This window comes from Colwellia sp. SU-HH00943 (assembly GCF_057546125.1).
Genome location: NZ_BAAJLW010000005.1, coordinates 55,199 through 75,575 on the forward strand (window position 1 = coordinate 55,199; position 20,377 = coordinate 75,575).

Consider the following 20,377-nt stretch of genomic DNA (forward strand, 5'->3'; position numbering starts at 1 on the left):
CAAAATCGAATCTTTAGAACTCACAGCTGCACATACAAAGAGGCAAGATAATTTAATGACCATTCTTAGTAATAATACGCTCAGTCAGTTGCCTAACTGTATTGAAACGCCAAATTACAATCGAGAGGCGATAAGCCCTAGCATAGTTCATTTTGGAACTGGCAATTTCCATCGAGCACACCAAGCCGTGTATTGTGACGAATTGTTAAATTTGGGATTAACTGAGTGGGGAATTGTTGGTGTTTCTTTACGATCAAGTACTATTAAAGATCAGCTTAGTCCGCAAGATTATTTATATACTCAATCCACTTTAAGTGAATTAACTAAACATAGAGTTATTGGCTCAATTCAGCAAGTTATAGTGGCGCCTGAATCCCCAAGAAAAGTCATTGCAACTGTCGCATCCGAACAAACTCAGCTCGTCACCACAACAATTACTGAAAAAGGCTATTGTTTACTTAAAGGTGTAGTTAATCAGCAACACCCTGACATTATGGCCGATTTGAAATCGCTTAAAATGCCTATCAGTGTTTACGGTTATTTGGCGGCTGCACTAATTGAACGTTACCATCAGTCGCAGGCAGCCATCACTATTTTATGTTGTGACAATATTACCGCGGGAGGCGAATTATTAGAGCAGGGAGTACGCTTAATTTTAGGTGAACAACCCCATGGATTTAACCATTGGTTAGAACAAAAAGTATCTTTTTGTGCTTCAATGGTCGATCGTGTAACACCGGCAACAAGTGATAATTTAAAGAATGTCGTTAATGATGCATTAACAGTCTCTGACCAAGCCCCCGTTGCGGCAGAGCCGTTTAGACAATGGGTGATAGAAGATAACTTTGCTGGGAAACGTCCACCTTTTGACCGCGTAGGCGCTCTATTTGTTAAAAAAGTCGCGCCTTATGAACATGTGAAACTGAGGTTTTTAAATGCTAGCCACTCTATGCTCGCGACACTGGGGTTTTTAGCGGGTGATGAATTTATTCATCAAGCAATAGCTCGACCGCTTTTCTACCAATTTACAGAATCTGCGTTGCTGCAAGAAGTTATTCCTGTTACTCAAATACCTGAAGGCATTAATGCCAAGCAATACATAGCTGAAGTTTTTACACGTTTTAAAAATTCTCACCTTCCGTATGCTTGCTTACAAGTTGGAACTGACAGCTCGCAAAAAATTCAGCAACGCTGGTTTCCAGTCATAGACGACGCCGTTAGTCAAAATCACGGGATAGAGTATTTCGCATTTATATTAGGGTCGTGGTTGGAGTTCATTAAAAAAGCTTTGCTTTCTAACCAGTTACGAGATCCATTAACTGAACAATTTCAACAAAAAATATCAGCCAATTCAGAGATTGACGTCACATCAATCCTTGAATTAGTTGGCGCAAATAACTTTAAATTCTTTAAACAAGCTGAGTTTATGAACTCGGTAAACCAACATCATTTAGCAATTGCCAGTAAGGGCATTGAATCGGCTATTAAACAATTTTTAACAAACCATAAGGGGAAAAACAGTGCGTGAATCATGGCGATGGTTTGGTCCTAATGACCCGGTAACAATAGAAGATATAAGACAAACTGGTGCCACTGATATAGTGAGTGCACTACATAATATTCCTGCAGGAGAGGTGTGGTCGGTAGACAAAATACGTCATCATCAAGCTCTAATAGAAGCCACTGAGCCTAATACCAACAAACTGACATGGAGTGTAGTCGAAAGCATTCCAGTGCATGAAGATGTCAAGCTTGCGAAACAAGGTCACCAAGTTTATATCGACAACTGGATTGCATCGATGGAAAACTTAGCAGAATGTGGCATTAAAACTATTTGCTATAACTTTATGCCAGTCATTGACTGGACTCGAACCGATTTAAGCTACAAGTTGCCAACGGGTGCTTATGCATTGCGCTTTGATCAGAAAAAGTTTGCGGCTTTTGATCTTTATATATTACAACGAGAAAACGCCAGCAGAGATTATAGCGAACAAGAAATTACTGCCGCAAAAGCAGAATTCGACGCTATGTCAGAACAAGAGCGCAATTCACTTACTGACAACATTATTGCTGGGTTACCGGGAAGAATGACCGACAGTTACGGCATTGAAGGGTTTCGAGCTGCATTGTCACAATATAAAGGCATGACACATGACAAACTTAGAGCAAACTTAATTGCGTTTTTATCTCAGGTATTACCTAAAGCTGAAGCATTAGGGATGAAACTTGCGATTCATCCTGATGATCCACCACGAGATTTGCTCGGTTTGCCTCGTATTTTGTGTACAGCTAATGATTTATCGACATTATTTGACTCACTACCTAGCAGCTCAAACGGCATGACTTTATGTGTTGGCACCTATGGCAGCAGACCTGACAACAATTTACCAGAGATGGCTAAACAGTTTGGCTCACGAATTCATTTTACCCATTTACGTGGCGTAACCCGCGATCCCGAAGAACAACGGTCATTTTATGAAGCCAATCACCTCGACAGTGATGTTGATATGGTACAAGTGATAAAAGAGCTGCTAAATGAAGAACAGCGTCGCGTTCAAAGTGGTTCAACCGACGATAGTATTTTCTTACGTCCTGATCACGGCCATCAAATGATGGATGACATAGGAAAGCAAGTGAACCCCGGTTATTCAGGTATTGGCCGCCTTAAAGGGCTATCTGAAATTAGAGGTGTGATCCGAGCATTAACTGCATAACTTACAACGCTCTATAACAACTATAAATAAGCGAGAATATAAGATGTCATCAACACAGGCAAAATCGCCGAACAAATCGGTAAAAGAGAAACTGGTTATTGCGCTTTCGGCTTTTTTGCCGGGGTTATTTTTACTCGGCTTTAACATAGGGACTGGCAGTGTAACCGCCATGGCAAAAGCTGGTGCAGAATTTGGTATGACCCTTTTGTGGACAGTAATTGCGTCATGCATTTGTACTTATTCTATGATTAACCTGTATGGCCGGTTTACCTTAGTTACCGGCGAGACTGCTCTTCAGGCTTTTCGAAAGCATATTCACCCTAGTGTAGGTATATTCTTTATCATCGCGCTAACTACAGGTGTTGTCGGTAGCGTAATGGGTGTTATGGGAATTGTTGCAGATATTTGTTATGAATGGTCAAAAACGGTGGTGCAAGGCGGTATTTCTCCAGTATTCTTCTCCGCGTTTTTTATCTCCATCGTTTATTTTATTTTTTGGAATGGCAAAACTCAATTTTTTGAGCGAACGCTAGCGGTTATTGTTGCAATAATGTCGGCGTGCTTTTTATTCAATTTTTTTATTATGATGCCTCCGCCATTAGATATCTTAGCTGGCTTAATACCTTCTTTACCCGAGGTTAAAGCCAGCTCTGACAAAGGTCCTTTGTTAGTTATTGCTTCAATGGTCGGTACTACGGTTTTTTCTGGTTTATTCATTATTAGAACGACCTTAGTAAAAGAAGCAGGCTGGACAATTAAGGATTACAAAAAACAAAAAAGCGATGCGTTATTTTCTGTAAGTTTAATGTTTTTAATAAGCGCATCTATTATGGCGGCAGCGGCAGGTACTTTATATGTTGAAGGTTTAACCCTTACCAAAGCTTCGCAAATGATTGGTTTGTTGGAGCCATTAGCAGGACACCTTGCAGCGTCTATTTTTGCATTTGGACTAGTAGCCGCAGGAGTTTCCTCGCAATTTCCAAATGTGTTAATGCTACCCTGGCTGTTGTGTGACTACACAGGTGAAAAACGGGATATGACAAAAGCCAAATATCGGATAATGGTATTTTTCATCTCCTTACTTGGATTAGTGGTTCCAATATTTGAAGCCAGACCTGTAATTGTCATGATAGTGTCGCAAGCTTTTAATGCCGTTATCTTACCTGTAACCGTTGCTTGTATTTTTTATTTAAGTAATCGAAAAGATTTACTGGGTAAATACAGTAACAGTACGCCTACTAACATTTTACTTATTGCTATTTTTCTATTTTCAATATTTACATCATACATAGGTATAACAGGTGTGTTTCAGTTACTTTCAAGCTAGGTAACCACAGCTATACCGTAAAAATAGTAACTAGGGACAAGTTTGTATTAGCAGCAGGGACGCTCTTGATTAGGCGGCAACTCATTCACCATTGCACTTTACCTTTCTAGTAAAAACGTTAGTTTATGATTTTCCAAAGTGAGCATACAGGATATAGAAAAACTTAATGGCTGTTACCATTACAGTCCTGCGATACCATATTTGAGTAAGCTCTTAACAGCATCACTTCATGTTATCTATATCACTTGGTACATAAAGTATAAAAGAGCGCTTTGTGCTTTATAGCTATAAATACTATCTGACTTGATTAAGCACTTCGTTATATTGGTAACCCTTAGCACCTATTTTTTTATTAAACGTATTTAGTTCAATATCGTAATATGAGCACAGAGCACTTAATGATGAAAAATCATTTCGCAGTTTGGTATTAATCATGCTCACCAAAATATGTACATCCGTGACGTCAACATTACTTATTAACATTGATAGATCTCAGTTTCGCTGACTTTCTGGTAAGTGTTTTTACGCTGAATATGCCCTTGCCAAACCTTTTCATGAAAGTAATAAGCGACTGTATTTACCGCTGGCTCGACCATTGCAATGATGCCACCGATAACAAAATCACCTGTTAAGGCGGTAGTCACGGCAAATGCGACAAAAAAATGAGTAGCAGCAAAAGTGACCGTTTTTTGTTTAGCCATGGTATTTTCCTCGTTTGATTAAGTTGAAACTATTATTTATAACTTTTTAAGTTAAATAAAATTGATTAAATTGAATTTATCAATTAAAAAAATTAATCGTTGAGCGATAGCTACATTTAAGGTTACTTCTGAATTTGATTAACTAACATTTACTTACTTTTTCACTAGGAGGTAAGTCGAAGCTTCATCATGAATAGATAGGCTAATAAATCAGCGCAGTCCTACATATAACCCGTATGGTTTTGGTGGATTCTTTTCTTTAGCGCATGTAGATCTTGATAGAGCAGTACACCTTATGTTGGAAGAAAAAGCGAAAAACCCTAAGTGGATAGGACTAGATATTATCGCTGTTCATTATGATTTGAACATTAAAATGCTTGAACACCCACTCATAAAAGAATACTTTGTTAAAGAAGGCAGGTGGATGAATTACTTATCAAAACGGGTTGATAGCTACAAGAATCTGTAAAAGCGAATAGGAGAACCTTGATTGCCAGCATATGCGACCATTGAATTTGAAATATTGAGAAAAAACCTAACTGACACTTTAGTGAAAGAGTTCTATGATGCTATTTTTGTACGGGGGTTGTATTTCGATAAGGTGTTTGCTTGGGGCTGCGATGAAAATTTGCAAATTGATGACATCGTTGCTTGGAATCAGGAAAAATTGAATGCCAATTTTACATTGGGTTTTACCCAGGATGTTTCACACAATTATCGACAACTATTAATTGCTGGCTCACCTTACTCAGTGTGTCGCTTGTTTATTGTTAATTACGGTGAGTCATTTAGTTTTCACATTATTGTGCCAGAAGAAGAAATGCACTCTGTCAATTTAGATCTTTTACTAACAGCATCTGAAAATGTTTGGAATAACTTGCCGATTGAAATTATTCAAAGTTATGGTGAATTGGATGAAGGTCAACAGTTTGATGAAACCCAGTCAGCTCATGATGTATCGATTGAATTTTTCGCCTTCGTTTCTGATCCTGAACTCATTAAAGCCTTAAACCAAAATTACTCAGGTGCTGTGCTAAGTCGGGGCGTTAAGTTTGTCAAATAGTTCATCATTCAATTCATTCTATGACCTGACAGTTACGTAGTCGTTAAGTGTCGTTGGAATCTCGATAATACCTTAAAATATGTCCCTTAAAGTTTTCGTCTAAATAATCTGTATTTTCAGGTTTGCTATGATCACTTTTATAGCCTTGTTCAGTCATTTTTGATCTGAGTTTATTTTTTCTACCTCTCCCTGGATCAACGATGATGATTTCACTTTTTGGCAGGGAGTGTTTTTGTATGAATTGGGCTAATAATGAAACATGCATATCTTCGTATAACAAATCACTACCAATTATCACATCAAACAAACCTAAGTTGCTAGTGTCGTCGGCCCAATCTACACGCTCAAAAGCTATATTTCTTCCATTGTTGAGTTGTATATTTCGCTCTAGAAATAACTTAACTTCTGGGTGGTAATCGGTTGCTGTGATATCGGCTTCTCTTTCATTTAACAAAAGGCTTGATAGAGCCATTCCGCAGCCAATTTCTAGGATTCGTTTGTTTTTAATATCAAAATCCAGCATGTGGTGGGCTAGGACAATACTTGAAGGCCATATAGTTCCGAAAATAGGCCAAGTAGCTGACGAAATACCTAGGTTAAGTGCTGTATTATGAGGGTCTGAATATTGCTGTTTATCACGCAGAGTGCATAAGTGTATATCGTTGTTACCAATTTCGATGGTGCGATAACGTATGCGTATTGGGGCTGTCATGTATATCCTAGGTAGATTAGCAAAGCTAAGTCACCTTTATGGTTATAAATGACGAAACATATGAGCCTTTAAAGTACACTAATTTCAGCGTTATACAAGTCATTTCTGTAGGGCTAATGGTATTTTCCTAAGAATGAGGTTTTAGTTTTTGTTACATTTTCAAGTCATTAACTGTTTTACTTCATGATAAGTTGTCACTTTAAATCAGGGGATAATTATGAATAATTTACAAAAAGCAGGTGGAGTCTCCGCTGTTCTTGAAGCGACTATCTACATTTCAGCTTTCGTATTTTTTGGTGCATATTGGCATTTCCCAGTGGATACTGACGCCATACAAAAATTTACTTTTCTCGCTGAAAATCAAACTCTTTTGTCCATGGTGAATTTCATTATGTATGTGCTTTTTGGCGTCCTTTTAGCGATATTAGTGCTAGCACTTCATGAGCGTTCAAAGGCAAATGCTCCAACTCTTTCACAAGTTGCTTCTCTTTTTGGGGCTGTTTGGGTGGGGTTGGTGATCGCTAGTGGAATGATTGCCAATATAGGTTTAGCAGCGGCGATAGAGCTTTCAGTTAAAGAGCCAGAGCAAGCTATGACCCTTTGGCGGACTATTTCTGTTGTCGTTGAAGGCCTTGGCGGGGGCAATGAAATTGTTGGCGGGTTATGGGTTCTGTTAATAAGTGTTGCAGCTTTGCAAGGTAAATCACTTCCTAAAGTACTTAACTACCTTGGGGTTTTTGTTGGCTTTGTCGGTATTCTGACTATTTATCCTGCTGAAGTGTTCACTGAAATTTTTGGACTTAGTCAAATTGTTTGGTTTTCTTGGTTGGGAGTTTCCATGCTCTCTAATAGTCAAAGTTAATAGCATACTCAACACCAGTGAAGTTTGGTCACTTATAGAAAAAATCAAAATATTTTTTACTGAATATAGAGAAATTTAACTAGGGAGTTTGGCAAGGGAAATAATGAAAAATTTAAACTTAAATCCAGTGCCTTTTTTCGGCGGTCAACTGGCAATAGGGCCTAGGCCTAAGCTGAAAAAGCTTGGTGAGTATAAACAGGCAGGAGTCAGTGCTGTTTTGACTTTACTTTCAGAGAAAGAAGGGGCTAAAGACATTGCAAGGGCTTGTAAAAAAGAGGGGTTAACTTGGCTTTGGCTTCCTCTTGAAAATGCAAAACCACCAGCTGACTCAACAGAGCAGATAATTCATATCTTTAAGCAATGTAGAGAGTTGTTAGCAAACGGAGAGTGTGTTTATCTTCATTGTTCTGCTGGAATACATCGTACCGGTATGATTAGTTATGCGTTTTTACGTTTTTGTGATTTTGATAAAGACAGTGCATTGGCATTATTGAAATCTTTAAGACCTATCACTGGTGCTGACGTTGGTGAAGAGAGAATTTTGTGGGGAGACGACAACTTTAGCGTTTTAAATCCACTGTGTTAGTTTATTCATTATTTAAAAGAGGGATCACGTGTTTAAATTTTTTTTACTTATGACATGTTTATTATTGCTTGCTGATGCTCAAGCTGAGAACGCACAATTTGTTAAACCTGAACAATTTACCTTTGGCAGTAGTGTCGAAGAGGTTAAGTTTAACTTAACACCATTATGCTCTGCTATTCAGGTTAAAAAAATCACACCTATTACCGCACCGTTAGCTCAAGAATCACAATCACAAATTAACTGTTCTGGCTTTATATTTGGCGGTAAAGCGAGAGATATTGAATTGGTATTTCAAGATAACCAGTTAGATATTGTTTGGATTTTATTTCCTAAAGCTGAGAAGCAATCATTCTTAACTCACTTTAAAGCACTCTATGGCGAGCCCTCTATGGATATAGATTATGGTGCCATCTTCTTGCAAGCTAATGCTGCTATTCGAAATGAGCCTTCAGAAGTGTTGTTTGCCTCTAACCGACAGGTTAAAGCCATGTTGCAAATACTTAAAAAGCAGCAAGAACAGCGCTTAGAAAAGTAACTGAATTATTATACTAGTGTTGTTTAAATTGCTGATATAGAATAAATTTTACTGGTTATTATTTAATGTAGGGCATCAAAGATGCAAGAAGTCGATTTTAGTTTACCCATAGGCACACAAATAGCTGAATTTCGCATTTTAGATATTTTAGGTGTGGGTGGTTTTGGTGTCACATATAAAGCACAAGATACACGTCTTGATCGCTTAGTGGCTTTAAAGGAGTTTTTACCTACCGATTTAGCTGCTCGTCCAACAGGCTCGCCTACAGTAATGCCACGCACTAATGTCAGTGAAGATTATCAATATGGCTTAGTTAAATTCCTTGATGAAGCCAAAACCTTAGCAAAATTTAACCATGCGAATATAGTCAAAGTGCTTTCATTTATCGAAGATAATGGCACTGCTTATTTAGTTATGGAGTATGTTGAAGGTGAAGCATTAGATGAACACTTGAAAAAAATACACTTTACTGGTGGTATGCCAGAAAGTCGTATTCGAGAAATAATCGAGCCTTTACTTGCCGGTTTAGCACAAGTGCATAAAGCAGGATTGCTACATAGAGATATAAAACCTGGTAATATCTATTTAAAACAAGATGGCGAGCCGATGCTAATTGATTTTGGTGCGGCTCGGCAAAGTGTCGGTGAAAAATCAAAAAGTATGAGTGCCATTGTCAGTGATGGTTATGCTCCTCCTGAGCAATATAATACTCACAGTAGACAAGGCGCATGGACTGATATATATGCCATAGGTGCAGTTATGTACCACCTAATACATGGCGACAAACCTTTTCCTAGCAGCCATAGACAACATCAAGTGATGGATGATGAGCCTGATCCGTTAATTGAACTTCCCAAGGATAATTATAGTCAGGCCTTACTTGACGCTATTGGAGCATGTTTAAACCTAAAAGCTAAAATGCGTCCGCAAAACATTACACAGTTACAGCAGTTATTAACGACAGGTAAAACTGCTCCTTCAGACACTACGGAAGCTGAAAATAGTGATGTTACGCGAAAAATCACACCTGAAGTATCTGAACCTGCAATTAAGAGAAGCACTAACAAGGCAAAAGTGAACGAAGAAAAGCCAGCATCTAAAACTAAGTATGCGGTTATTTTTTCTCTTGTTTTTTTGATTATTATTGGCGTTTTTTTTGGACAGCCACTGTGGCAACAGCAAACACTCAGTGATGCTGAGCTTGCAGCTCAAAGAAGCTTAAAAGCCTTACAAGCTGCTCAAAACAAAAAACGTACTTTTATGGCTCAGCACAAGATAGATTACGCTTTTCAAGATGAGTTACCTTCATGGTTAAGTGATAGTGTTTGTGAGGATGAGGTTTGTCACCCCTTAGTAATGAACTACGATGAAGAAAAAAGCTGGACTGGGCAAGTTGCTATGTGTGCTATTGAAGCAGTAGTCGATTTTGCACGACTTAACCAGGTAAATGTTCAATCGATGGAGAAAGTTGATACATCCATTACTGAGAATCAAAATGGCTCAACTGATAAGCAATCTACCTTTACCAGTGTATCTAAACAAACTAGTGACATTAACTTTAAAGATATCACTATCAAGTCGTTAGTTGAGTCGTATGCGTCATTGATAAGTCCAGAGGAAGGAGAGAGAGAGTCGCAGCAAACCTTTAAATTAGCAGCAAAAATAGAGATACCTAATACTATAGATACCCCAGTGTTAAGCTATGTTGGGTCAAAACAACAAGATGGTGTCGAAGTAGAATCATCAAGTGAGCAGAAGTATCAAATACATTTTGATAGCGAAGAAAAATTATCAGCTTTATTTACCTCACTAAACACGGCTGGTTTTTCTTTTCCTGTTTTTGCAGAGCTTAAAGAGCAGCAGTTGTTAATTTGTTTAACGTCCATGTCTCGCGCAGATATGAAAACATCTAGCCATCAAGGAGAATAAACCGATGTTAAAATTACCTACTATGCTATTCACGTTTTTTTCTTCAGCTTTTTTCATGATGCTTTCGGCATTTGCTTTTGCTGAGCAAAGTTCCCTTCCTGATTGGGTTTTAAATCCAGTTGTTGAAGAAGGTATAGCGACTTCAAGTTGTGTGAAACGAAATGAAAATATATTAATAGCGACCCGAGATGCACAGTCTCAGGCGTTATTATATCTTGCACAACAAATTGACACTAGAGTCACTACTATTGATCAAGAGTATAAAAAACAAGAACAAACAAGCACTGATACTGCACAGGAGTCTAGTCCTACGGATGTTAGCCAACAAATTACTCAGCAACAACTTAATCAAGTCAAACAAGTTAAATGGGGTTTAGTTACCATAGGTAATGATGAGCATGTTTGTGTGATGATGATGCTACAGGCTGATAATATTTTTGGTTAATGTTGATGAAAATTTTTGTCAATCATTAAGAGTTAAGGTGTTATTTTTTACTTAGTTTATTCTTAGGTCTAATATGGTATCTGATGTAGCATCGAATCAGCTATTGTAAGTAATGAAGTAATAAGGGCGTAAAAATTACTGTTAATCAGGATAATGTTAAATGCGATAAGCATAAATAAGGAGAAGCTTTAATATGAAATATGGATATCAATTAATTTTACTATTACTCGTCACCATTTTATCTGCGGTGGGGTGTTCGTCTATTCAATTTAACACTAATGCTGGCGATTATGCACAGGGTCAAATACGTAAAGCTGTTGTTGATGAATATACAAATTATGAAGTATGGGAGCTAGGTGGCCAACAACTAGGGTACGTAGAAACAAATTACTGCCAAAAGGATTTTGAAGTAACCCAACCGACTAAACATGCATTTATCTCTGAATTAAAAGTGAAAACTCAACTCTTGGGAGGTAATGCCTTGGTTTTTGATTCATGCCTTGTTAATAAAACTACAGCAACTTGTAACACACATACTCTCTGTAAAGGGATGGCTTACTTAGTCACTTATTAGATATAAGTTAAACCATACACGGCAGTTGATAGTTACTTTGAGTATTCACAGGCTTTAAATGAACAAACACGGTGAAATTCTATATCATCAAAGAAAATGTTGAAAGTGATGCAAAAATATTTACATAGGTTAGTAAAGCGTTATCTTGGCTTGAGAGTTGTAAATAGTTATTAATGCCTTAACGAGAAAACTCTTTAGAGAAAATGTTTATTATTCGTTTTGTTCATGGGACTGATGATATTTTGATAAAAAAGTCAGTTGTTCAGATTAGTGAGCAGCTGTGTTATTGCGATAAACTTAGTAGTAAAAAAGGAAAGATAAATGAATCGTAATTTTGTAGTTTCAAGCTTAGCAGTAGTTATGCTTTCTGCTTGTAGTGCATCATATATGCATAATGAAAATAAAGCGCCGGACATTAAACTTGATACGAGTGTAAGTGTGTTGATTTCAACCCCTGCAAATGGTCATTATGGAGAGCGTGAATATACTAGCTCAGGAGATATGACAGCTAAAATTATTAGAGCAGTATTTGCTAAGCATGCAAGCGCTGCCTATATCACCACAAAATGTACTGGCAAAGCCTGTTTGGATACTATAGATAGTGATAAATATGGCTACTATGTAGAGCCTATTATTTTACACTGGGAAGACAGAGCAACTGAATGGTCAGGTAAACCTGATAAGGTTGAAATTCAACTTATCACTTACGACACAAAGACTAAGCAACAAATCAGTAATACGACGTATTCGGGCGAAAGTAAGTGGTTAACATTAGGGGGTGATCACCCACAAGATCTGCTTGAAGAGCCTACAGCTAAATATATTAACTCTTTATATCAGTAGTTTTAGCGAATAGCAGAGTGTCGATGTAACATTGTTGTAGGAAAATAAATATGAAAAAGACAGGAATGAAAAGTGCTTATAGCCTGTTATTTATTGCGCTGTTTTCATTTGGAAGTCAAAGTCAGAGCCAAAGTGAAGAGAAGAACCAGCAAACAGACACTTTGTGTGAACAATACACTTGGAGTAGCGTGTTAGCATTAGTGGAGCCACACCTTGATGATATTTTGTACGTCGCATTAGTTATGCAAGGGCAAAGCTCTGAGTATAATGTTTCTGTCGCAGCAGAGCAGGCTATGGATGAGTCTTTACCGGATGAGGTAAAGGAAATACTTAACGCTATCATTGACGCGGGTTGTCAAAGCTAAACTGAGTTTACTTTATTAAAGTGATATGAACATGGTGAAAATATAAAAGAGGCACATAGGTATCATTCTATGTGCCTCTTTCAATTAGATAAGTTTTATTTTAAGAATTTACTTAACTTCTTCACCTGCTGCTTGCTTGTCCGCATGGTATGAAGAACGGACTAACGGCCCACATGCGGCATGTTCAAAGCCCATTTTCGTGGCTTCTTCTTGGAACATGGCAAAGTCATCAGGATGTACATAACGCTCTACAGGTAGATGATCTTTACTGGGTTGTAAATACTGACCTATAGTTAACATAGTCACGCCATGGCTACGTAAATCACGCATAACTTCAAGAATTTCTTCGTTAGTTTCACCAAGACCAACCATTAAACCTGATTTAGTCGGTACACCGGGGTTTGCTTCACCAAATTTTTTCAATAAATCCAATGACCATTGGTAGTTAGCACCCGGTCTAGCTTTGGTATATAGGCGAGGAGCCGTTTCCATATTGTGGTTGAACACATGAGGTGGGTGCTGGTTTAAAATATCTAATGCTCTGTCCATACGCCCTCTAAAATCAGGCACTAAAATTTCAATTTTAGTATTGGGGGCTTGCTCATTGATTTCTTTAACACAGTCTGCAAATTGTTGTGCGCCACCATCACGTAAATCGTCACGGTCTACCGAAGTGATTACCACGTATTTTAGTGCCATATCTTTCAGGCTCATGGCTAATTTTTTAGGCTCTTCAGGATCTGCCGCTAATGGACGACCATGACCAACATCACAAAAAGGGCAGCGGCGTGTACAAATATCCCCTAAAATCATAAAGGTAGCTGTACCGTGGTTAAAGCATTCTGACAGATTAGGACAAGAAGCTTCTTCACAAACAGAATGAAGATTATGTTTTCTTAAGTTTGCTTTTATGCCGTCAATACGTTCACTAGAGCGAGGTAGCTTAATACGAAGCCAATCTGGCTTTCTTAGCATACTGTCGCGTGTTGAAGGTACTACTTTGATCGGGATATGCGCCATTTTATCGGCATCACGTAGTTTGGTACCGGGGGCAATTCTTGCTGATTTTACTACTGTTTTGTCAGTCATAACTTAATGTGCTCTATTGCTGCTTAAGACATATAAACTTAGGCTATTTTACTCATTGTTGGTAAGCCACTCTTATTGGTTACTTCACTTGCTGATAATAATGCTGTTAAGTGTTTCACAAGTACTTTGCTTGACTCTTCAGTACTTTGAGGGCCCTTGATATCACAGGTTTGTATCATTTCTAATCCGGCATAACCACACGGGTTTATTCGTAAAAAAGGGGCTAAATCCATGTTTACATTTAACGCTAAACCATGAAATGAACAGCCTTTACGAACGCGTAGCCCTAATGACGCTACTTTTTTATCATCAACATAAACGCCGGGGGCGTCAGCTTTCGGGTAAGCTTTAATGTTGTAATCGTTAAGTGCGGCAACAATGGCTTTTTCAATTAACGTCACTAATTGACGCACACCCATTTTTCGACGCTTTAAGTTTATCATAAAGTAAATCACTTGCTGGCCTGGGCCGTGATAAGTCACTTGACCACCGCGATCGACTTTAACGACTTCAATGTCACCGGGCATTAATAAATGCTCAGCTTTGCCTGCTTGCCCTTGGGTAAAAACAGGTGGGTGTTCTACTAACCAAAGTTCGTCTAATGTACTTTCGTCTCTATTATCAGTAAACGTTTGCATGGCATGCCAAACTTGGCTGTAATCCATGGTTTCAAGTTGACGGATGACTAAAGGCATATTAGCTAATGGCTCTGGCACAGAAATTCTCTTTGTAGATTGATGTTATAAAACTTAGGTTAAAAGCTATAAAACGTAACGTACCTGTTCGATAGCATTTAGGGTTTTATATACTTTTTCTATATGCTCTTTGCTCGTAACTCGTACAGGAATCGACACAGAGTGATAGTTTCCTTTTGAACTTGGCGTAATTTTCGTGGTGTAGTCACCCGGTGTGTGTTTTTGAAGTTCGGCAATAATTAAATCGGGTAGTTCATCACAGGCAACGCCCATCACTTTAAAGTTTAATACTGTCGGAAATTCTAATAGTTCGTCGAAATGGGTTTTCATCTTGTTCTCAATCTTGGGTCAACAGACCAATAGCCAAATGCAGCTTTTGCCAATTTTAATGCAATTAGTAAATGCATGAGATAAAAGCTGGCTAGTTAATTGCGCAGTATTTTACCACTAATCTAGTTAAAAGTGCTAATAGAGTGTGATGAGATATCAGTAAAGGTTCTAAAAAACTAGTAGCAAAGTAAAAGGTATGATTTAATAACTGTTATTATTTACAGTGTTTGCCTTGTTTATGAGTATTAGTTTATGAGTGTTGCTTTATGAATATAGACTTTAGCTTGTTTGACCCAGCAGCTTTACTGCTTGTTTGCGTGTTAATTTTGTTAGTTGTGCTAATTGTTATATTTTGGCAAAACGTTCGCATTAAGCAACTATCAGAAAAAATACAATCAGTGACCACGCATTTTGATAATGCTGCGGTCAATGAGCAGCATTATCTAACGCAATTAATGGATAAACAGCAATTACAACTTCGGAATGTTTTTGAGCAGCAGATGGCTGATTTGCGTATAAAACTGTTGAGGGAATTAAGTGGACAAAAAGAGCAACTTAATCAGAATCAAAATCAAGCATTAGATCAGTTAATTCTTCATTTAAATAAAGCCACTCAGGCTAGTCGAGAAGAGCTCAGTAAATCTTTAAGTTTAAGTAGCGAACACATGGCAAAACGTATTGATGCGCTAACTCTGAGCACCGACTTACGTCTTAAAGAAATTAGTCATGGAGTTGAAAAACGGTTGAGTGAAGGTTTTGAGAAAACCACCAAAACCTTTAGTGATATTCTACAACGTTTAGCCTTGATTGATGATGCACAGAAAAAGATCACGGATTTGTCTAATAATGTTGTTAGCTTACAAGAGGTTTTAAACGATAAACGCTCACGAGGCGCGTTTGGGGAAGTACAACTCAATAGTTTAATTCGTAATGTTTTACCTGAGCAAAGCTTTAAATTACAGCATACGCTATCAAACGGGAAAATTGCGGATTGTGTTTTATTTTTACCTGAGCCAACAGGTAATGTCGTTATCGACTCTAAATTTCCGTTAGAAAGTTACCGTACTATGATGGATGTTGAGCAAGATGAATTATCGCGAAAAGCAGCGCAACGACAATTTAAAGTAGATATTAAAAAGCACATTAACGATATTAGTGACAAGTACTTGATTGACAAAGAAACGGCTGATGGTGCCATTATGTTTATCCCTGCTGAAGCTATCTTTGCTGAGATTCATGGTCATCAAAATGACTTGGTTGAGTATGCGAATAAGAAGCGTGTTTGGTTAGCCTCACCAACAACCTTGATGGCTATTTTAACAACGGCCCGTTCGGTATTAAAAGATGAAGCAACTCGTAGTCAAATTCATATAATTCAAGCTCATTTGTCACATTTATCACAAGATTTTTATCGCTTTAAAGGTCGCTTTGCTAATTTAGCTAAGCATATTGATCAGGCTGCTAGTGATGTAAAACAAATTCATACATCTGCTGATAAAATATCGACTCGATTTGAAAAGATAGAACAGGTTGATTTACAAATAGTGGATGAGCCAGATACTATGCTGACGAATAATTAACCTGAGTTAAGGTTAATTAGCTGTTTCAACAGAGTTACCGCCATGTTGCTTAGCTCGGTACAGTGCTTTATCGGCTTCAACCATCAGGCTTTTCAAAGTGTCAGAGCAAGTAGTTTTGCTACTAACACCAATACTAATTCGACATTGAAAAGCATCGCCTTCAGGCGGGTTTATGGTGTGTTCTCTTATTGATAGTTGTATACGTTGTGCAATTGTTTTCGCTTCTGGTAGCGTGGTATCGGCTAATGCAATGACAAACTCATCACCGCCCACACGAGCAAAACAGTCGTGGGCACGACAATGATTTTTAATTTGTTGGCTAACTTCCACCAAAGATAAATCACCAATATGATGGCCATAACTATCGTTGATTTTTTTGAAGTCATCAAAATCAACCAACATTATGCTAAACGGGCGTTGAAGTTTGTTTGCCATGGCTAACGTGTTGTTTGCGTGTTCAAAGAAGTAGTGCCTGTTATGTATTTTTGTTAATGAGTCAATGGTTGCTTGCCTAGTAAGTTTTAATTCATTGGCTTCAATTTCATTGGCAAATAAGGTTAAAACAAGAATTACTTCCAACATATTAAAGAAAAACACTGACTGATAAATTAAATGATTCATTTCGTCACTTAATTCAATGATAGGGGTGAGATTTAGCGTGTTTTCACAATAAAAGAACAGGGCGATAGCGATTATGCTTAAGGCTATTTTTTCAATTTTTTCTTTTAACTCGAAAAGCAAGAAAGAGCCAGTAGGAACGAGAAAAAAGTACAAGTGAAAGCCTGTTTTATTAGTCACGTAAATATTGGTACAAACCACTAAATGCACCATTAACACCGAAAAAAACCATAATTTACTGGCTTTGTGAGCATTGTATTTATTAAAAATCAGGCTAATGCTATAGGCAAAAACAAATATGGTATTGATAAAAGCGACTAAAGGCTCATCTAAAATAAAAATATAATTTAGGGTATACAGAGCAGATAGTGCCATTGTAAGCAAAGTAACAATATTGGTTATCTTTACTTTGTTGGCGACGTTAAACGGCTGGTAGTCTGTGCCTAAGTTAATTAAGGTTTTAAATGTCATTTTGTGTTTTAAACTTTTATTGCCTAAAAAGCAGTATTAAAGAAAACGATAATAAGTAAAGCAGGACAAATAAAGCGTAAATAAAAACCAAAGAGTTTTAATTTTTTATCTTTTTTCAATTGCCCTAAATCTGTAATTTTATTGCCTCGCTGCCAAATCCAACCAACTACGATAAAGTAAAATAGTGACATTAATGGCTGTAAAATGGTTGTTAGTAACTGAATCACTAGGCCAAATAGCGCCTCGAAATTCATAATTATTAACATGCTAGTAATAATAACAATAGTCGATACTAAATTAGTTGCTTTTTTTCTGCTGATATTTTTTGCTTCTACTAAGTATGCAACCACCACTTCTGTTGCTGAAATAGTCGAGGTGAGCGCTGCAATGGCAAGTAAGGTAAATAAGGTAAAGGTCAGAATTAAACCGATAATGCCAAATTGACTAAATAGCGAAGGTAGGATCTGAAAAATCATTTGTCCTTGACCGATAAGCTTGCCATCTTCAAACACTTGCTGGCCATGATGTAAAGCGACAAAAAGAGCTGGGATTATGAGTAAGCCGGCGATAAAAGCTATGAAGGTATCCAATGCTGCAATTGATAGCACTAATTTGCCAATATCTTGATCTTTTTTCATGTAGGAGCCGTAAACCATCATAGAGCCAACGCCTATCGCTAATGAAAAAAACGCTTGCCCCATAGCGGCAATAATTAGGTTCGCATCAGTAATTTGTGTGAAGTCAGGAATAAGGTATGTTTCTACACCTTTCATGGCGCCTTCTTGCTGTAATATATAAATAATCAGTGCGATTAACATCACTAACAATAATGGCATTAACCGAGATGACCAGCGCTCTATGCCTTGATGAACACCTTGGTGAATAATAGCTGCTGTCAGTACAATAAAAATTGGGGTAAAAATAACATTGCGCCATGTACTTGAGCTTGCCAGCCATTGAGCACTTTGGTTTAAGCCAACTAATTCAGCTACAGGGCTTAAACTGTGGGCTATCATCCAGCCTGCGACAATAGTATAAAAACTTAGCATCATCAGTGCACCAATAATACCAATTATGCCAGCACTTTCCCCAGCCTTAGCGAACCGCTCACCACAAGCTTTTTTTAAGGCTGCCACTGGGTTTGTTTGCATTTGGTTACCAATAAATATTTCGGCATATAGTGCAGGTAATGCCAGTAATACTGTGACGATTAAATAGACTAATAAAAATGCGCCACCGCCATTGTTTGCCGCTTGAGTTGGAAAACCCCATATATTACCTAACCCGATAGCTGCTCCAGCAGAAGCGAGCACAAAACCTAGGCGAGAATGAAAAGAATCACGAGTAGTAGTAGACATAGAAAACGTTATAATACTTAAGGTGCTGTAAGCTTACCCAGTAATAAAGATTTAGGGAAGAGCTAAGTCACTAATGTATGCGTTTCAGGCTAGTTTGGTGCTTGGCAGATTTGATTTCTGCCTAGTTGTTTCGCTTGATAAAGCGCTTGATCAGCTCGCTCAAAACAATTCAAGATATTTTCCTTACTTTGATGCTCAGCTATGCCAAAGCTACAAGAGAGCTTTTTACAATAAGGAAAAGTGTATTCATTAATTGCTTTTTGTATTCTGGAGCTTAATTGTACTGCACTTTTGATATTAGATTGTTTTGAAACAATAACAAATTCTTCACCACCCCAACGGGCCAGTAGATCAGTTTCTCGGATGTGCTGACTCAATATATTTGATAACACCATCAAAATTTGATCTCCCGCACTGTGACCATACTTATCATTAATATCTTTAAAATAATCAATATCAATAATAATTAAGGTAACACCTTCTTTATGCTCTCTATGATCTTGAGCGAGTTTTTCATTGAAGTATTGGCGATTATACAGCTTTGTTAAAGGATCATGGTTAGCCGCATATTTTAGCTTTTTATTGGCTGTTTCTAACTCAGTTTTAAGTTTATTTAAGCTATTGTTTTTCTCTTCTAACGTTAAGTTATACCGCTTGATAAAGTAATGTCGTGTTAATAGGCAGAAAAACAAGATTGAAACAATTGCTATGCTTTGTATCCAAAGTTTGTAATCAGTTTGTTTGATCACTTTGATGTTATGCCATTTACGGTAAATTTCTAAGCGTTTACTTTCTGTTATGCTCGCAATAGCTTGATTTATTTGAGGCAGCAGATGTTGTTTTGATTTTATTACTGCCAGCTTTAACCTATCTTCTGGTCCAGCCCAACCAGCAATTTTAAGCTTGGTTAAGCCTTTTTCTCTTATTTGGTTATTCACTGAAAGCATTGAACCAATAAATAGTTTTACTTTTCCACTTGATACATAATTTAAGCCTTGTTGCTCAGTATCAACATACGTTAGCTGAATATTTGGGAAATACTGTTGGATGTATTCTATTAGTCGATAGCCTTTTACAATGGCAACACTTCTATTTTCGATATGCGTTAAATCTTGTAAGAAAGGCTCATCTCTTAAAGAGACTAGAACGTTAGGGGCAGTGAAGTAAGTTTGGCTAAAGCTAAGAAATTTTTTGCGTTTTTCACTGATATTTAACATGGGTGTTAAATGACAATGACCACTTTTAAGTAACTCTAGTGTTTCTACCCAAGAGCTTGTTTGAATGAGCTTTAATTTTATGCCTGTATAGGCGGCAAAATAATTGAGGTAATCACTTGAGATACCTATATGTTTTTGGTTTTCTAATCCTTCATAAGGTTGCCAACTTGGATCAATACAATAGTTGATTATTTGCTGTTCAGCATTATGGTTTAAATCTGATGTACTTTTTGACCAAGCGCTTGTTGTAGAAAAGCAGCTAAGCAATATCAGCAGCTTTATCCTAAACGCTGTTTTTTTTGTTATGCAATGAGAGAGCAGTTGATGAAAATCCATTTTACTTCATAGCTGTTATTATTGAAT

23 protein-coding genes are annotated in these 20,377 nt (G+C 37.5%); 14 read left to right on the plus strand and 9 right to left on the minus strand.

Annotation, left to right across the window (positions count from 1 at the left end; all coding sequences use genetic code 11):
* Window positions 1–55: 55 nt before the first annotated feature.
* From AC27GZ_RS14165 to AC27GZ_RS14175, 3 genes are read left to right on the plus strand one after another with little or no spacing between them, the layout of a single operon-like run.
* Window positions 56–1,528, plus strand: coding sequence for a mannitol dehydrogenase family protein (locus AC27GZ_RS14165; RefSeq protein WP_487095951.1), 1,473 nt, complete (start codon window positions 56–58; stop codon window positions 1,526–1,528).
* Window positions 1,521–2,714 carry a mannonate dehydratase gene (uxuA, locus tag AC27GZ_RS14170; protein WP_487095953.1) on the plus strand — a complete coding sequence of 398 codons (1,194 nt, stop codon included), beginning with the start codon at window positions 1,521–1,523 and terminating at the stop codon, window positions 2,712–2,714. The genes AC27GZ_RS14165 and uxuA overlap by 8 nt, the downstream gene beginning before the upstream one ends.
* 43 nt (window positions 2,715–2,757) lie before the next feature.
* Window positions 2,758–4,041 (plus strand): Nramp family divalent metal transporter, encoded by a 1,284-nt coding sequence (locus tag AC27GZ_RS14175; protein ID WP_487095955.1) that lies wholly within the window; start codon window positions 2,758–2,760, stop codon window positions 4,039–4,041.
* 294 nt (window positions 4,042–4,335) lie between these two features.
* Here AC27GZ_RS14175 and AC27GZ_RS14180 read toward each other — a convergent pair whose 3' ends face one another.
* Both AC27GZ_RS14180 and AC27GZ_RS14185 read right to left on the minus strand, forming a co-directional pair.
* Window positions 4,336–4,524, minus strand: coding sequence for a DUF4250 domain-containing protein (locus AC27GZ_RS14180; RefSeq protein ID WP_487095957.1), 189 nt, complete (start codon window positions 4,522–4,524; stop codon window positions 4,336–4,338).
* Window positions 4,518–4,742 carry a DUF2061 domain-containing protein gene (locus AC27GZ_RS14185; protein ID WP_487095959.1) on the minus strand — a complete coding sequence of 75 codons (225 nt, stop codon included), beginning with the start codon at window positions 4,740–4,742 and terminating at the stop codon, window positions 4,518–4,520. Before AC27GZ_RS14185 ends, AC27GZ_RS14180 begins: the two co-directional genes overlap by 7 nt.
* A 295-nt stretch (window positions 4,743–5,037) precedes the next feature.
* Between AC27GZ_RS14185 and AC27GZ_RS14190 the strand changes: the two genes are divergently transcribed.
* Window positions 5,038–5,211, plus strand: coding sequence for a hypothetical protein (locus tag AC27GZ_RS14190; RefSeq protein ID WP_487095961.1), 174 nt, complete (start codon window positions 5,038–5,040; stop codon window positions 5,209–5,211).
* Window positions 5,212–5,232: 21 nt separating this feature from the next.
* On the plus strand, window positions 5,233–5,805 hold the full coding sequence (locus tag AC27GZ_RS14195; RefSeq protein ID WP_487095963.1) for a hypothetical protein: 573 nt from the start codon (window positions 5,233–5,235) through the stop codon (window positions 5,803–5,805).
* Between the two features lie 43 nt (window positions 5,806–5,848).
* Here AC27GZ_RS14195 and AC27GZ_RS14200 read toward each other — a convergent pair whose 3' ends face one another.
* A complete protein-coding gene (locus AC27GZ_RS14200) occupies window positions 5,849–6,517 on the minus strand; it encodes a class I SAM-dependent methyltransferase (RefSeq protein ID WP_487095965.1) in 669 nt (222 codons plus the stop codon).
* A gap of 217 nt (window positions 6,518–6,734) precedes the next feature.
* On the opposite strand from AC27GZ_RS14200, the gene AC27GZ_RS14205 reads away from it, so the two are divergent.
* The 8 genes from AC27GZ_RS14205 (at window position 6,735) to AC27GZ_RS14240 (ending at window position 12,656) form a co-directional block, all read left to right on the plus strand.
* On the plus strand, window positions 6,735–7,379 hold the full coding sequence (locus tag AC27GZ_RS14205; protein WP_487095967.1) for a hypothetical protein: 645 nt from the start codon (window positions 6,735–6,737) through the stop codon (window positions 7,377–7,379).
* A gap of 103 nt (window positions 7,380–7,482) precedes the next feature.
* Complete coding sequence (locus AC27GZ_RS14210) at window positions 7,483–7,965, plus strand: protein-tyrosine phosphatase family protein (protein WP_487095969.1); 483 nt, start codon at window positions 7,483–7,485, stop codon at window positions 7,963–7,965.
* Between the two features lie 28 nt (window positions 7,966–7,993).
* Window positions 7,994–8,500 (plus strand): hypothetical protein, encoded by a 507-nt coding sequence (locus AC27GZ_RS14215; RefSeq protein WP_487095971.1) that lies wholly within the window; start codon window positions 7,994–7,996, stop codon window positions 8,498–8,500.
* Between the two features lie 81 nt (window positions 8,501–8,581).
* Window positions 8,582–10,429, plus strand: a complete 1,848-nt coding sequence (locus AC27GZ_RS14220; protein WP_487095973.1) for a serine/threonine protein kinase — start codon at window positions 8,582–8,584, stop codon at window positions 10,427–10,429.
* 4 nt (window positions 10,430–10,433) lie between these two features.
* Complete coding sequence (locus tag AC27GZ_RS14225; protein ID WP_487095975.1) at window positions 10,434–10,874, plus strand: hypothetical protein; 441 nt, start codon at window positions 10,434–10,436, stop codon at window positions 10,872–10,874.
* Between the two features lie 193 nt (window positions 10,875–11,067).
* Window positions 11,068–11,448, plus strand: coding sequence for a hypothetical protein (locus AC27GZ_RS14230; RefSeq protein ID WP_487095977.1), 381 nt, complete (start codon window positions 11,068–11,070; stop codon window positions 11,446–11,448).
* Between the two features lie 321 nt (window positions 11,449–11,769).
* Window positions 11,770–12,291 (plus strand): DUF4823 domain-containing protein, encoded by a 522-nt coding sequence (locus AC27GZ_RS14235; RefSeq protein ID WP_487095979.1) that lies wholly within the window; start codon window positions 11,770–11,772, stop codon window positions 12,289–12,291.
* 50 nt (window positions 12,292–12,341) lie between these two features.
* Window positions 12,342–12,656: a hypothetical protein gene (locus tag AC27GZ_RS14240; protein WP_487095981.1), complete on the plus strand. Its 315-nt coding sequence runs from the start codon at window positions 12,342–12,344 to the stop codon at window positions 12,654–12,656.
* 108 nt (window positions 12,657–12,764) lie between these two features.
* On the opposite strand, the gene lipA is transcribed toward AC27GZ_RS14240, so the two are convergent.
* From lipA to ybeD, 3 genes are all read right to left on the minus strand, one after another.
* The gene (gene lipA, locus AC27GZ_RS14245) at window positions 12,765–13,745 is read right to left on the minus strand and encodes a lipoyl synthase (protein ID WP_487095983.1); all 981 of its coding nucleotides are present in this window, start codon (window positions 13,743–13,745) and stop codon (window positions 12,765–12,767) included.
* Between the two features lie 38 nt (window positions 13,746–13,783).
* Complete coding sequence (gene lipB, locus AC27GZ_RS14250) at window positions 13,784–14,440, minus strand: lipoyl(octanoyl) transferase LipB (RefSeq protein WP_487096177.1); 657 nt, start codon at window positions 14,438–14,440, stop codon at window positions 13,784–13,786.
* 66 nt (window positions 14,441–14,506) lie between these two features.
* Window positions 14,507–14,770: a DUF493 family protein YbeD gene (ybeD, locus tag AC27GZ_RS14255; protein ID WP_487095985.1), complete on the minus strand. Its 264-nt coding sequence runs from the start codon at window positions 14,768–14,770 to the stop codon at window positions 14,507–14,509.
* Between the two features lie 266 nt (window positions 14,771–15,036).
* On the opposite strand from ybeD, the gene AC27GZ_RS14260 reads away from it, so the two are divergent.
* Window positions 15,037–16,350 carry a DNA recombination protein RmuC gene (locus AC27GZ_RS14260; RefSeq protein ID WP_487095987.1) on the plus strand — a complete coding sequence of 438 codons (1,314 nt, stop codon included), beginning with the start codon at window positions 15,037–15,039 and terminating at the stop codon, window positions 16,348–16,350.
* A gap of 12 nt (window positions 16,351–16,362) precedes the next feature.
* Here the strand turns inward: AC27GZ_RS14260 and AC27GZ_RS14265 are convergent, their stop codons facing one another.
* From AC27GZ_RS14265 to AC27GZ_RS14275, 3 genes are all read right to left on the minus strand, one after another.
* The gene (locus AC27GZ_RS14265; protein WP_487095989.1) at window positions 16,363–17,439 is read right to left on the minus strand and encodes a GGDEF domain-containing protein; all 1,077 of its coding nucleotides are present in this window, start codon (window positions 17,437–17,439) and stop codon (window positions 16,363–16,365) included.
* Window positions 17,440–17,462: 23 nt separating this feature from the next.
* A complete protein-coding gene (locus tag AC27GZ_RS14270) occupies window positions 17,463–18,797 on the minus strand; it encodes a sodium-dependent transporter (RefSeq protein ID WP_487095991.1) in 1,335 nt (444 codons plus the stop codon).
* An 89-nt stretch (window positions 18,798–18,886) separates the two neighbouring features.
* Window positions 18,887–20,350, minus strand: a complete 1,464-nt coding sequence (locus tag AC27GZ_RS14275; RefSeq protein ID WP_487095993.1) for a diguanylate cyclase domain-containing protein — start codon at window positions 20,348–20,350, stop codon at window positions 18,887–18,889.
* Window positions 20,351–20,377: the final 27 nt, after the last annotated feature.

Bases quoted from the DNA above. Each gene is read 5' to 3' on its own strand.
- AC27GZ_RS14165 (WP_487095951.1), top strand. From the start codon at position 56: ATGACCATTCTTAGTAATAATACGCTCAGTCAGTTGCCTAACTGTATT.
- AC27GZ_RS14175 (WP_487095955.1), top strand. From the start codon at position 2,758: ATGTCATCAACACAGGCAAAATCGCCGAACAAATCGGTAAAAGAGAAA.
- AC27GZ_RS14180 (WP_487095957.1), bottom strand. From the start codon at position 4,524: ATGTTAATAAGTAATGTTGACGTCACGGATGTACATATTTTGGTGAGC.
- AC27GZ_RS14185 (WP_487095959.1), bottom strand. From the start codon at position 4,742: ATGGCTAAACAAAAAACGGTCACTTTTGCTGCTACTCATTTTTTTGTC.
- AC27GZ_RS14190 (WP_487095961.1), top strand. From the start codon at position 5,038: ATGTTGGAAGAAAAAGCGAAAAACCCTAAGTGGATAGGACTAGATATT.
- AC27GZ_RS14200 (WP_487095965.1), bottom strand. From the start codon at position 6,517: ATGACAGCCCCAATACGCATACGTTATCGCACCATCGAAATTGGTAAC.
- AC27GZ_RS14205 (WP_487095967.1), top strand. From the start codon at position 6,735: ATGAATAATTTACAAAAAGCAGGTGGAGTCTCCGCTGTTCTTGAAGCG.
- AC27GZ_RS14210 (WP_487095969.1), top strand. From the start codon at position 7,483: ATGAAAAATTTAAACTTAAATCCAGTGCCTTTTTTCGGCGGTCAACTG.
- AC27GZ_RS14220 (WP_487095973.1), top strand. From the start codon at position 8,582: ATGCAAGAAGTCGATTTTAGTTTACCCATAGGCACACAAATAGCTGAA.
- AC27GZ_RS14225 (WP_487095975.1), top strand. From the start codon at position 10,434: ATGTTAAAATTACCTACTATGCTATTCACGTTTTTTTCTTCAGCTTTT.
- AC27GZ_RS14230 (WP_487095977.1), top strand. From the start codon at position 11,068: ATGAAATATGGATATCAATTAATTTTACTATTACTCGTCACCATTTTA.
- AC27GZ_RS14235 (WP_487095979.1), top strand. From the start codon at position 11,770: ATGAATCGTAATTTTGTAGTTTCAAGCTTAGCAGTAGTTATGCTTTCT.
- AC27GZ_RS14240 (WP_487095981.1), top strand. From the start codon at position 12,342: ATGAAAAAGACAGGAATGAAAAGTGCTTATAGCCTGTTATTTATTGCG.
- lipA (WP_487095983.1), bottom strand. From the start codon at position 13,745: ATGACTGACAAAACAGTAGTAAAATCAGCAAGAATTGCCCCCGGTACC.
- lipB (WP_487096177.1), bottom strand. From the start codon at position 14,440: ATGCCTTTAGTCATCCGTCAACTTGAAACCATGGATTACAGCCAAGTT.
- ybeD (WP_487095985.1), bottom strand. From the start codon at position 14,770: ATGAAAACCCATTTCGACGAACTATTAGAATTTCCGACAGTATTAAAC.
- AC27GZ_RS14260 (WP_487095987.1), top strand. From the start codon at position 15,037: ATGAATATAGACTTTAGCTTGTTTGACCCAGCAGCTTTACTGCTTGTT.
- AC27GZ_RS14265 (WP_487095989.1), bottom strand. From the start codon at position 17,439: ATGACATTTAAAACCTTAATTAACTTAGGCACAGACTACCAGCCGTTT.
- AC27GZ_RS14270 (WP_487095991.1), bottom strand. From the start codon at position 18,797: ATGTCTACTACTACTCGTGATTCTTTTCATTCTCGCCTAGGTTTTGTG.
- AC27GZ_RS14275 (WP_487095993.1), bottom strand. From the start codon at position 20,350: ATGGATTTTCATCAACTGCTCTCTCATTGCATAACAAAAAAAACAGCG.